We start from the raw sequence: 13759 nt of genomic DNA on the forward strand, positions 1-13759 counted from the left end.
AAGCGGCGGAAGCCAGACCAGTTCATGATCGGCTTCGGTCTTGGCCGCCGGCCGGTGCGCCATCAGCTCAACCCCGAAAAAATGGCATTGATTGCTTGACATTTTGCCACCACGAAACTCCCGTTAAATTACAGCGTTTTAGAGCCAAAAAAGCAGATACTTGAGCAACCGGCGGCATCCCCAGGGCGTGGCTAAGAAGCGCGCGCAAGCTCAGCGGTCCCAAATTGTTTGATCTCTACCTTGTCAATCCAGCCATACTGTGAGTCACAAACGATCTTGGAACACCGCCAAATGCGGACGTGGTGATTTGCCGAACGCGCCTCCAAAGCGGGAGTTTTATCGCGAGTGACCTGAGGCGCGGTTACGTGCCCGGTTGCGTGCCTGTGATGTTCGGGCGTCCGGTCGCCGCTGCCAATTTTAGCAATCCACGCCGCAGAACAATTTGCTTCGGCTCAAGATGGGCGGCGGCATCCGGCGGAACGACTGGATACTCAGTCCATTGGCCTGCCTCCATTTGCAGCCATGACCAGGTACCGGCGGTCTCTTTGGGAATGGGCGTGACAAGCGCCACACCTACCGGTTTTAGTGCCTGCTGTTCTGTGAGCAGTCCATTGACGCGGAAGGTAACGTCGATGCTGGCAAGACTGTCTCTGACGAATCGAAGCGGAAGGCTGATCTCGGCATTTGGCAGGATACCGGTTCTCGCCCGGACCGGTGCGTGAGGATCAACCAACAGCAAGAGATGGGCGACCGACTGGTGATCAAAACGGAGGTAAATGAAGTTGTCGTTCGTTCCAATCCCGCGCAGATACGAATTCGAGACAGGGATGTCCGGTAGCTCGACATTGAATTGACTGTAATCATCTTCGAGGAAGTAGCCAATCAGACCATCATCAAGCCGCGTCGTGTCGCCGAGTTCAATGGGAAAAGAAAAGGTCGAAATGGCGGAAGGCAGAGAGGTCTGGGTATATTGCCAGCTTGGATCGTTTTGAGGGGAGTTACGCAGTTCAAACTGCAGTTGCGCCCTGACCATGGCCAACGGCCGGCCGATCGCCGCGGAGATCGCGCCACCATAGGCTTCTGCTTCTGGCAAGGTGGTCCAAAGCACCTCGTCGATAGCGTTCAGAAAATCCGCAAGCCCCTGCACGCCCTGCCCTGCCAGGCCTTGCAGGAATGGACCAAAATGCGGGACGGTCGCGGCTGCCTGTGCAATCGTGGCGTATTGGCTTCCCGGCGCAGGAGTCCAGAAAACGGCCTGACGTCCCAGTTGATCAACCCCGGATGAAAGTTCGCCCATTGCCGCGCCCAAGGCATCGTAGGCCACGAGCGAATGATCAAGGTGGTTCACCAGCACCCAACCGCAAATCGGATTGGCATCCGGTTCGGAAGGACCGCAGACCACCGTGTCGTCATGCGATGAAAGCAGATCAAAATTCAGGCGGGCCGGCTGAAGCAAAGCCGGCGGTAGCTGGACAAGCGTGCCGGCGGGCGAAGAAACGATTTGATAGCCCGCCGACACCGTAATGTTGGCGGTTCCACCGGTTGCAACGCTCGACGCCGGGACCTGTGCTGTGAGGTGGTTGGCGTCGACGAATCGCGTCGGCAAAGGGTTGCCATTCCACGACACCTGTGACTCCGGCCCAAAGCCGGTTCCAGAAACCGAAAGCGAAAAACCGCCCGTGCCTGGTAGCACAAAATTGGGTGACAAGGTATCGATGGCCACCCAGGACGTAGCTTCAAAACGGACCAGATTTGACATCGATAAAGGGATTGGGGCGCCGGAATTAACAACCACAATTTCGAAATAGGCTGGCGCCATTGTCAGATGTTCGGGCAAAGCAACAGTCAAAAGCGTCGACGAGACAAAGGTGGTGGGCAGTTCCCTTGAACTCACTAAACCCACATTGGCAACAGCCTGAGGCGTGAAGCCGCTTCCTGATATCGTCAGGACCACCGGGCCGCAGCCGGCCTCGACGACCTGAGGACTAACAGACTCGATGACGGGATTGCCTTGCGGCATGTTTGGAGGCGTAATTGGCCCAATCGTGAAAGTGGCTGGCCTGCTGACGCGGTCAGCCGATAGTTCCCGCGGCATGATCAGAGGCACGCCAGTCGGCAGTCGCATCAGGGGTTCAAGCGCCTGTCCCCACTCATCTACAAGGAGCAGTTTGCGGAATGTAAACTGGCCGCTTCGCCAGGATTGAAAATGACTGCCCGGCGGGGCAGCACCAGAGGAAAGGTCGGCGAGACTCGGCGGATAGCTTTCCATCTCGCCGATCAGATCTGCCAGTGGCGGCTGAGTAGACACAGACGTGCTCCTGTGGCTAATGAATACGCCCGGCTGTTCCAACAGGAGTTGTTCATTAAAGCCGTCAAGCGCCTGAGCGAGAATGCAGGTCTCCAAGGGCTTAAAGGTCATCGATTGCAACAGACGGCCAAGAAGATCGGCCAACATCGGATCGAGATCGGGTGCGTCCGACAGAAAGCGACCGAGACGGGTAACGATGTCTGCGCTTGCGGCCTGCGCGATTTGAACCTGACCGGACATCGGTATTGCGAGCGGCGTCGTGTTGGCGATGGGACCTGTCCAGTGGTACCGGCCATCTTCAAAAATCCAGTTGGGTGTCTTGGTCGTCCCATAGTCGATCGGGTAATAGTCCGCTTCCCAGTGAAGCTGGATCGGGCGCCATGGATTCGCCTGCCAAGCATGGGTGCCGCCGGCAGGAAATACGCCCGCGAGATTTGTCAGGTCGCCGAGAGCGCCAAGCACCGCATTGAGCGGCACGGTCGGAACGATCGACTGTATCCGTTCGGCGCTGTTTATATCTGTGAAGAAGAACTCGTCCATCAAGGCGCTGATCAAGGCTTGCGACCAGGGGACGCCCGTGACCTGCGACAAATCGGGTTGAGGAATGGCCAGGCCTTGGGTCGAACCATCAATCAGATTGCCGCCAAGATGAATTCCGGTGATGAGCTGAGGCGGAAACCGGCAGACAATCTTGGTCATGTCCGGGGGCGCGCAATCCGCCGGCAGACCATCAAGCAGGATCACGGGGTTGTTCGGCAGATAGAAGGGTTTTGCGGCACCCCGCTTCAGTATCCGGGTCGAAGGCAACTGGCGGGCAGCAGCGTAGTTTTGAATCGCTACCTGTAGCGCCTGCGGTGTGTCACCTGCCGGAACCTTTGCAGCCAGAAGCGTCAACTGCCCGCTTTGGACCAGAATTTGATGCGCCAAAGATCCCGTAACCTGCGGATCGAGCTGTGTGCGCAGATAGGTCTGGTCGATGCCGGAAACACTTGCGGTTCCATATTTGCCGGCCTGCCAGGCTGCATATTTCCACCACATCTGATGCAGCCGGCTTTGAAGGTCGGTCAAGGACCGGACAGCCGCGTCCAGGGCGGCCTGGTCCTTGTTGAGCCCGGCAAGCCAGGATTGTTCCGCTTGACGCTCGGTATCGCTGACGGAGGCCGTTGCGCCGGGGGCATCGCCTATATGCCAGCTATAGCCGCCAGAAGTCACCTGAAAGAAACTGCGTTGCCAGCGATCCGCCAGAATGGCGGCGCCGTCAGGCTTGGCGAGCGCTTCGAAAATACCTAGCTGGAACGCTTCCAGGGCCGCGGCATCCATGTACGGTCCGGTATCATATTCCGTCGTTTGCATGACCTTCAGTGCGGTGAAGGCCTGCTGCGATGTGTGACCAACCGCAGCGTAGAGCGTTGGGTTGGATGGCAAGACGCTTGGTGGCAGTTTGGACGCCTGCCAGCACACTCCGGTCACCGACCCTGCCACCAGCATCCAGCGCGCGGTCCAGGTCGGATCCGTTGCGTCAGGCAGCTTCCAGCCAAGTGTCGTCATGGCGGCATTGAAGCCCCCCGCGAGCGGATCCTCGGATGGATCGGAGAACCATCCGACAACCTGATAGCTGGCGATATCGTCCTGCGCATTGCCGAGCACGTCGATAAAGGAAAAGACGTTGTTGTTGTGGGGCTGGTGGAACGCGAAGCCCGGGTTTCCGGGCGCTACGGCCGTCAGGCCGAGGGAAGTCCCAGGTTCACTCCAGGCGCCCAGGGGTATATTTCGCCCGATAAATACGTCCATGGGGGTGTTGTCGCCCGAACCTGCGGGTTGGACATATATGGAAGCGACGTCTGAAGCCTTTCCGGGCGCGGGTGGTGCCGACCAGAGATAGTCGCTCTCGATTATCCAGGCCCTCGCCCGCCGGCTGGCGAGTGCCCCTGAAACCTTGAGCACCAGCCAACGGTTGGGAACTTTCGGGAAAAGTGTGGCGCCCTGCCGGCTGTCCTGCTGGCCGTGCGTAAAGGCCTCAGGCAACCGCCATTTGAGATATACACCATTATGAAAGTCGGAGGCCGCGACATTGTACGGCGGCACGGAGCCCATACCGGTGAAGCTGGCATCGTTGCTGGCCGGACCGGATTGGCCGTTGCGGCATGCGCGCAATTCCTCGTAGCGCATGCGCGCGCGCAGAAAGGTACCGTTGTTGCGGACCTGATCGTTGACAACCAGGGCCTCGACGATCATTGGGACGATAAGGGGGCTTTGGTCGGACATGGCGCCTTCAGGGGCTGGCGAAGGATTGGCTTTGGGGTTCGATAGCGAGTTGCAAGGCGAAGTTTCCACTTCCCCCGCCTGCGGTCACAACCAGCGTCAAGCCAGTCGCGCCCAGCATTGCCGTCGACGGCTCAAGCAAGGAAATGGCGGGTTGCCTTGGACGGGTAACGTAGAAGGTCAGGCTGTTCGACCAAATCTGGACATTGGTCACGGCGATCGGAAACTGGCCCTCTGACGCAATGAAGGCGGGGAGAATGTCGGCGATCAGTTCCGTGGCACTGACAAAGGTGGTCGAAGCGGCTGCGTTGTCGAACAGGACGACCGCGGATGTATCGAAGTTCTGTCCTGTGACATGCAGCTTGAAGCCTGGGATGCCCGCCGGCGCGGCGTAGCTGGACATGCCATCGATGACGTAACCCGCCCCCACGCTTGAAAGCATCGTGGCGCTTTCCGCAACGCGATCCTTGTCCTCGGGAGGCGAACAGCCGGCGAAAGCCGTGCCGGCCGCAGTTGCGCTGCCCATGGCAACGCCGATAACGAAGTCCACGGGTTCCGAACGAACTCCGCCGGTAACCAGTGTGATTTGCGCCGTCCCGGCCGACGCAAAACTGGACGGCGGAATCTGCGTCGAGACCTGACGTTCGCTAACAAGCGTCGTCGTTAGCGCGGTTTGGTTCCATTCAATGACGGTCGATGAATCGCACGGCAGGGTGCCGGCTGCGAATTCCAGAGCGGCCGCGAAGGCGGCCACATCGAGGACGCCGTCCACTGAGCCCGCAGTCACTTTGCGAAACGTCGGTTTCAGAGGTGCGACGGCCAGTTTCGAGCCAAGGCCCGCCGACTGCGCCGTCAGTCTCGGAACGACGCCTGCCTCGGCGATGCCGAACTGAAGGCCGTGGTACGGTTCGCGCAGCGTGACCAGATCGGGCAAGGCGTCGAACAGGCACATCCGCACATCCGACGACAAACAGTCGTCACGCACGATCGTCACGGGTGTGCCCCCTTGACTGGCGCTAATGACCAGGTGCGGCCAGCCCGAAACGACTTGCGAACGGATCAGCACCCCGCTTTTCGCCGACGGGGCCGCCGCAATCAAGGTCTGAATCTCCGATCGCATGGCCTGCATCAGGGCAAGATCCTGCGAGTCCTGCACGCACAGGCTCATCGCACCGGCCGTCAATGCGTCGATCCACCCGGCATCCATATGAAAGAAGCGTATGGATTCCACGGGGAGCATGGCTGGGTCCGGTACCAGGTGGGCGAAGGGCAGTGTTGCCAGGCTCCTCAGCTTGATTAGCCATTTCGCCAAACCCGCCAGATGATCGCTCAGGTTTTGCGCGAGATTTGGAGCCGCGCTGGGAAGCGCCAGCACATCACGCGGATGGATAAAGCTGCGCGATAAGCCAGGTCGCAATGTTCGCCGGGCCGGCAGTGTTCCAGCATCACCCCCTTGATCCGCCGCTCCCAACTCTGCGGCAAGTTTGAGAAGGTCGGGCGCATTCAGTGCCTGGGGAACATTCAAGCGATGCGCCAGGCGTGCGAGCGAGGCCTTTGACGCCCGACGAAGGTTTACCGTGCTCGCCGCGAAGTTGGCATCGGAGAGGGCCAAAGCCCGGCCGATATTCCAGGCGGCGGCAAAGCTGAGGTCGAAGACCCCATCTCCCGCTACATAGATCGCCAGTTCATCGGCAGCGGCGGCTTCCCGTATGGCGACCGCCGGATTGCCAACTGTGGGCAGTGGCTGCGGTAAAACCGGTGAGAGCGGCCCCCGATACCAGGCGAAGCTGCTGTTTCCCGCGCCAGGGGCATAGGTGGCAGCGACATAGCCATCCGTCAGCCGATCGGTAATGGCCTTTGGCAACCCGCCGGTCGTGGGCAAGGGCAGCCTCAGTGACGGCGTGACGGCCTGGCTGTCGATCAGGCCCTGCATCAACTGTTCGAAACTCAAACCCGATTGCGGCGTTGAGACAAATGTCCACGAGGCCATGGACGCCATCTGCACGTCCATAATCACCCCGCCGCCTGCCCTTTGCGGAATCGATTGCCCCTTTGGACCAAGATAGGCCGCGAAACCTTCAAGTGAAACAAGATGGACGTGATACCGCGCCGGGACCGTGTCGGCTATCGGCAGGCGGTTGGCGAGGACGACGGAAACGACCACATCCCCCTCACCGGCCGACTGGACTTCACGGCAATGGACCAGAAAGGGCAAATCCTCTGGCGCAGGCGTTACCGCACTGAAAGCCGCGCCCTTCAATGTGACGGTCCGGCACTGGGAAGCGAGGACTTCCGGGCTTACGGAAGAAAGCGCCAACTGCGGCTTCAGCGTGTTACCATCCGCCGTCAGAAGGGCTTGTACCGAGCAAGGTGCCTCGGCCACGATGTCGTCTCCGGTAAGAACCAGAAGCGCCAGCCACGAGGCCGAATTGGCTGGATCGGGTAAGGCGCCGCCAGGGATCGGAGAGCGCTCCCAAGGCAGGGCGGCGTCGTTCAGAATGATATAGGGCAGACGGTCGCCATAGGCGCCGATGGCTCCCGACGGCGGAAACACTGTCCGGACGACCTTTGTATCGACAGCAAACTGAGGCGCCTCGACGATAAAAGCCTGATCCGCCGTGAACGGAGCGGGCATCCCTGTTCCCGCCAGAGACTGTTGGATACTGATGGAATATGAGCCCGGTGGCAGATGAGAAAAGCAGCCATCGTAAAGCTGAAGCGTTTCCCCGTTACCCGAGACCGTCGCCTTCTGCATTCCGGGACCAGATGTTCTGACGCGCCTCATGATGGTTTCCTCACGTGACGAGCAATGGCTCAGCGGCCAGGGTTTGGCCGACAGAGGCCGCAAAAGCAGACATCGGGTCGTTGCGGGTATCGGGAGCGTAACCGAGGTTCGACAGAGCGGCCAATATGCCGGAGCGGGCCTGAGCGGCGGCCGGCGAGGCAATCCCCGTCGCAGCGTCTGCGATAACGGCGATCGTCGTCCCGGAATTGGACGCCATGGCACCCTGGGGAGCGGCCGAAGCATCAAAAGGCAGCACGGCCCCGGTCAGTCCCGCAGACTTCGCGGCCATGGCCGCCGCGACATCCACGCTTCCAACAGAGGCGCCCAGACTCGGCGCACGGACGCCGATCGAGACGCCGAGCGCCCGGCCTGTCAAAAGCTGTGTAGCGCGGCCTGGAACGGGCTGCGGCGCGGAAACCGGACGGCCCCAGAGAGAGGCCGGCACGTCACCCTCGACCACTTCGGCGGTGAAAAGGGCGGAGACGTCGGTCTTGGCGCTATCGGTTATCTGAATATCGAGATTCGCGACGACAGCTGACCAATTCATCGGGCAGACATTGAAGGATTGCCCAGTGAAACTGTGACTGGCCCCGACGGTCAGTTGCGTCGACGGCATTGGGCTCGTCACTTTGAAAGCGCAGCGGCTGCTGCGGACACGCCAGACAGCCTTTTGCCCCCCACCCGCGGATTGCGCCTTGCCGTCTATCCCCGCCGGACCATCGTCTCGTGTCAGGCTCAGGACCGAGCTATGACCTGCCGGCCCTGACTTCGGCAGGACAGCTTCGACATCCTGCCAGGTCACGGGCGGTCTTGAATTGGCCGGAGGATCCGCGCCGAAGGGCACGGTGAACGAGATGATATACCAATCGACATGGACATGGCCGCCGGTCGGCGGGCCCCAGATTTCCAGATCGCAGCCCAGCTCGACCTTCACGGTCATGGTCGTAAAGAGCAGATCCAGCCGATAGGATGCGCCTATCGTGACAAGAATATCGGCATCCATCCAGAAGGGACGCCAATAGGCAATGATATCCGCCTGGGCGTCGAACCACGCCTTCAGATTGCCGGATTGATAGGTGGCGGACAAATCGCCACCAGCCATAAGCGCTGCTGGCGTCAACGCCATATAGGCGCTGCCACTGAGGGTGATGCTGGAATCGATCGACCAGTGGAAACCAACGGCAGGGACCGTCGGATAATAGTCCGGTGCCGTGAAGCGCCGGTTATAGCCGCCCAGGCTGAGGACAAAGTCACCTGCGTGGGCATTGTCCCCGTACCACACAAAGAAGGCAAACCCGCCGGTCACGACGCAGGCGGGATCAATCAGGAAGGTCCCCGAGGCCAGAACGGCCTGAGCCGAGAAGACGCCCTGGTCTGGCGCGATCGTGATGTCGAAATCCAGCTCGATATTGGCATAGACCGGTGTAACCACCCCGCCGGCCTGCTGCGGAAATTGCGCTCGGGCGTCGCCGACGAGGGCAATGGCCAAATCGGCACCGGTGACCACCATTGCCAAGGCCTGCGCATTCACCAACTCAAAGCTGGTAAAGGTTATGCCCGCACTGAACCACAACTCGCCCTCGGCTGGCGTAACCCAGGCCGGTGACTGGCCGGAGGTGCCTAGCATGACGTCCAGGATGTGGTCCGGAGTCGGATTAGGGCCGAAGAGATTGGTCTGCGAAACCGTCGAGGTTGGCAAGACCTGGACGAACGGAAACGTCTGCACCTCGTCGATTGTCGGGAAGCGCAGACGGGAATTGTAGCCGAAACCGAGGGCGACTCCGGTTAGGAAAAAGGCCGGCGGTCCACCGAACGGATAAGAGAGGTCGCCGAAGGCGAAGAGCGACGGGAAGCCGGTTATGGCGGGCGGGATTGGCTTGTCCCCGTAATAGCCAACCGCCTGTAGGGTCAGTTGTTTCGCGCCGACAGTAATGCCCCCGTCGAATTCATAATAGCTGGCGCCCGGTGCCAGATTGACCAGGCCCCCGGCGATTTCAAGCGGAGCCTTGATATAGGAAACCCCCAGGCCGCCAAGACTGGACTCGGGCTTGAATGTCTTCAGGGGAGAACCGATGCCGAGACCATCGAGGCTGACACTAAGAGGGCCAATAGCCAGAGTGGCGTCCAGTTCGAACCACAGGGACTGATCGGCGGCCCGGTAGCTGACGCCGATCCTGGAGATCGATACCGGGCCGAAACTGCGCTGGATATCGATCCACGCCGTGCCCGCAGACGACGTGTTGGCTCCGGCCAGGTTCGCGTGAAGGTTCGCTCCCGCGCCCCCCATGTCCAGGGTGAGGGGAAAGACATCCGCCCCGATATGCAGGCTGGAATGGGCGATGAATTTTCCGGTTACCGTGGCCACCGGCAACGTCGGATAGGTGGCGTCAAGTCGGCTCAGTACCAGCGCGTTGAAACTCGATGCCTCATTCGGACTGATCGAAGTGAGGTCCGTCAGGATGACCGTGACGTCGGAGATGGCCATCGGCGCGATAGCGTTCAGAGTCTGACCAACCAGTGGCAGGTCGGCGAAATTGAAGTCGACATCCACCCCCAGGCACAGGAACCAGGCGCGCGTCTTACCCTGGTCCCTGATCTTGGAAATGAAGGCTACCTTGCCATAGGTCGTGGACTGCGCGCCGAAAACCAGGGAATGGTCGTTGAAGTCATAGCTGAAGGATGCGCTGACCAGCGAAAGGTCAAGATCTGGAGGCAGGCTGGGTAGCTTCCCTCCAAAGCTCGCCGCGATGTCGGCAAGTTGCAGCGGTGTGCCAGCGCTGGTCCAGGTCGCTTTCAGGAGCTTGTCGCCACTTAGATTGAGTTCGGCATCGAAAAACTGGCTACCGGCTTTTACCGCTCCCGCCAGCCTGTAGGTCGGTAAGCTTGCGGCGGACTGGACATAAATCTGAAGACTGACATCAATTGCGCCCGTATCGAGCCCGAGTGAGAATACGTCGTCCACCCCTCCAAACAGCTGCCATGTCCAGTTGCCTGCGCTTTCGGCTCCGCTAAGGCCGAAGTTTTCGAACGTCAGATGACTCAGCGCCGCAGGTAGCTGAGGTGGCGTGCCCGGCGCCGATAGCGCGTTGAGAATATCCTGCAACGCGACCTGGCCTGAAAAGGTCGCCCCCAAGTTCGCGGCGCCCAACGTGTCGGCCGTGACCTGGACGTCGAATTCACCCTTGAACACCTTGGGCAGGAAAGTCGCCTTCGTTGTCAGGTTTCCCGAAACAAGAGTGGAGCCTGCCAGCCGCATCACCGTGCAGCCCGCGACGATATCCGTGAGGGTTACCGGTCCGATCGACACCGGTTGCGTTGTCTCAATAGCCGCCCTTGCCATAATGAGCCGGCCGGCTTTCAGATCCCATGTCGCGCCCAGCCCCTTCAGTCCGACGATTTTGAAGAACGGCTTAAAATAGGTGGGCAGATGCTGGGTAAAATCTGCGATACCCAGCAGGCTTGAAATTTCGGTGGGCGTAATCACGCCCGCAGCAGGCTGAAGCGCGAAATTGATGACCGAGGATCGGCGCAGGGAGGCCTGAAACGTTCCCAACGGGGTGCGGCTGGTCCCGCTGAGCAGGCTCAGCGTTGAACCGAAGGCTATCCAGTACATTGTTTGGCCGCGGTCGTCTTGCCCGCTCTGCAACATCACGGCCGGAACGCTCAAATCGAATGTCGTATTCGCCGTGATCGAACCGGGCAGGCTGCCAACCAGGGAAATCGCCGGACAAACGGCGCCCAGCCTCTGGGGTACCGTTGTGTCGACGGTGCCCGACAACACGACCGTGGCGCTGCCGGTCAGGCTGCTGATCAGGTATTGCAACGCGCCCAACGGACCACTGAGCGCAAGGACACAGGCGAAATTGAGCCCTCTGCCGACCGTCAGATTTGCGGAACTCGCCGGCCATGCAACCTGTGCTGCCGATGTCGACAGAATAAGCGTCGGAACGGTGAACGAGAGGCTGCTGAACGGCTCCCCCTTTAGACGCGGAAAGCTGTCGGCGAACGTCCACTGGGCGGGAAGATCGGCGACAACAACGACGTCGACGGTCTGATTGGCTCCCAGGCTGAAGGTGACCTGCACAGGCACATTGTTCAGTTGCAGGAAATCCGCTGTTCCGTCGACTTCCAGTGTACGGCCATTGCCGGATGGTGCCGGAACCGGCGTTGCCACCTTGATGACAAGGGAACCGGGCAAAAGCAAATATGACTGAATGGTTGCATCAAACCCAGCGCTGGGTGCCATTTTGGCGGCAACAACCGATGCCGAAGAGACGGCTATGGTCCCGTTGGCAGCGACCTGGGCCTGTAAGATCGTCTGGAGGTCGAACAAACTCATGGACGGCTGCCCCTATACATCGAGGATCAGCGGCAGGTGGTCGCTTGTGCTGCGAACCAGACCGTAGTTTTCGAATTCTCGAAACGCTATTTCCGCGGCGGGAGCTATAGGGTCGGCAGAATCGATTCCGCCATAAGTCGGGTTGGCCGGCGGCGCACTGGTGAGAAGATTGTCGCCTAGGCTCTGCTCGAACTCCATACCCGGCGTGAGGGGAGCGGGCGGGTGCAGTATTCCGGGCGGGTGCGACAGGTAGGGTGTCCCGGTCAGGGTATTGATTACGGTGATAGTGTTGATGGCGGGAGCCGCTGTCCCGGGACCGTAGGTCGTGAATACATTGTCGATCGCACCGATCTCGCTCAGTGAGCCGCCAATCGACGACCCCATGTATCCATATCTAGGATAGACATTGTGCGTGACATCTGGCGCGAGCAAACCAAAGTCATTGAATGGCGTAGCTTCATCCAGGGGCAAAAGATGAGTCGTACAAAACGGACGCAGTGCCGGGACAGCGGCGGCAGCGACGCGCCAGTCCAGCGCGGGCGTGAAAAGCGGGCGCGGAGGCACCGGGTACAACATCCAGCCGTACGCGCCGGAGCCCGGACCGAAACCATCGATGTTGAAATCACCCAACACGATTTTGACCTCATTCGCGCCGACCACGGCCATATCGGGAATAAACTGTAAATTATTTACCGCATCCTTGGCCGTGTCGGGGGATGAATGGAACGAATACAGGTTCAGGTTCCGACCCGAGACGATTTCATGGAAGGTCGTCTGGAAGGGGCCCCGGTTATAGCTGGCTGGGAATTCAATGCGCGTTCCGCCAGCCGGTCCCCCACCGGGAAGCGGGCGCGGACCGACGAAATACTGCCATTCGCCTGCAAGCTGATTTTCTGGCACGGTAACGTGGGGGCCTAGTGCAGGAAATGAAACGGGCCGAGCACGCAGAACAGCGGGCCACGCACCCGCATAGGGCATAGCATGTGCCACTGTGTACGCCGTGACGGGTTGCGACTGGCCCACAACGCCCCCCGGTGGGCCGTGGAGTTGATAAAGCAGATTGGGCCCGGTAAAGACCAGGTTCGCCGAGTTGTAAAAGACTGCGACAGCTTCCGTATAGTAACCTTGACCCAAGGCGATAGGTGGAACAAGACACCATGCTGCTCCCAGTTGGGCGTTCGCCTGAATCCGAGCCAGGAGCTCTTGTAATGCCACGCCTGCGTTCGATGTCGAATTAAGAACCAGCCCCTCTTCCAGAATTTCGCCAGTGCGTCTAAAAACTTCAACAATAACAATAATATCCGGCGGATTATTGGGCAAGGCACCTGGCCCGGGGGCACTCGGGCCCGCAAAGATTCTGTCTACGATATAATCTAATCTTTGCTCGGCCTGAGAGGCTGCGGCGCCGACGCCACCTGCATATATTTTGCCCAGGGAAAAGTTTTCAATGTTCCAGTAAAGTATCCTGGTCACGGACGCGTTCCTGTTGAGATTAAGAGATCAAAACTCCGGCCTCGGCATCTTACGCACCGCGCCAACCTGAAAATTCGGAACTGGAATAATGAGAAAAATCGAAACTGATGCTGGATCGTGGATGCTTGTACGCGCTAATTACGTACACGCTTCAAGCGGGAAAGCAATGAAGGACCACCCACCGAAAGCGATATTTAGGAGCAGGGTCAATCGGGTTTCGATCTTTTTTAGCATCAATCATCCGCCGCCCTGGCCTTGAAGAGCACCAGCGCCTGGCTGATTTTGCCACAGTCGCGGCAGGTGAACTTCTCACGGAAATGATGGTTCACCCTCTACTGTTGAACTACGTCCCTTGATTGCCCGACCTTTTATAATCATGAAGTTCAATTTAAATTACAATAACATAGGCATTCATATAAAGCCGCCGCCAACTGGCCGCTTTCTTAGTTTCTGACTATCGAGAGATGACAGTGAAGACCACCTCACTGCACAACTGAGCACCCTTAAGAGCCCCGGCGCGTTAACGCATGGCTCTCAGCCACAGCACCATGGCCCAGGCATAGCCTTCATTCTTCAGCCGCTTGATCACCTC

At 59.5% G+C, this 13759-nt stretch carries 4 protein-coding genes; all 4 read right to left on the reverse strand.

All coding sequences use genetic code 11. From position 1 onward, the window contains the following. Window positions 1-361: 361 nt before the first annotated feature. A complete protein-coding gene (locus ABI_RS23225) occupies window positions 362-4573 on the reverse strand; it encodes an IPT/TIG domain-containing protein (RefSeq protein ID WP_006275527.1) in 4212 nt (1403 codons plus the stop codon). A 7-nt stretch (window positions 4574-4580) separates the two neighbouring features. Beyond that, window positions 4581-7205 (reverse strand): IPT/TIG domain-containing protein, encoded by a 2625-nt coding sequence (locus ABI_RS23230; RefSeq protein WP_006275528.1) that lies wholly within the window; start codon window positions 7203-7205, stop codon window positions 4581-4583. Window positions 7206-7365: 160 nt separating this feature from the next. Then, window positions 7366-11694: a DUF6603 domain-containing protein gene (locus ABI_RS23235; protein ID WP_006275529.1), complete on the reverse strand. Its 4329-nt coding sequence runs from the start codon at window positions 11692-11694 to the stop codon at window positions 7366-7368. A gap of 12 nt (window positions 11695-11706) precedes the next feature. After that, entirely contained in the window at window positions 11707-13167 is a 1461-nt protein-coding gene (locus ABI_RS25485; protein ID WP_006275530.1) for an endonuclease/exonuclease/phosphatase family protein, read from the reverse strand. Between the last annotated feature and the right edge of the window lie 592 nt (window positions 13168-13759).

The sequence above is a fragment of the Asticcacaulis biprosthecium C19 genome (assembly GCF_000204015.1).
In the GTDB taxonomy this organism is placed as follows: Bacteria; Pseudomonadota; Alphaproteobacteria; order Caulobacterales; family Caulobacteraceae; genus Asticcacaulis; species Asticcacaulis biprosthecius.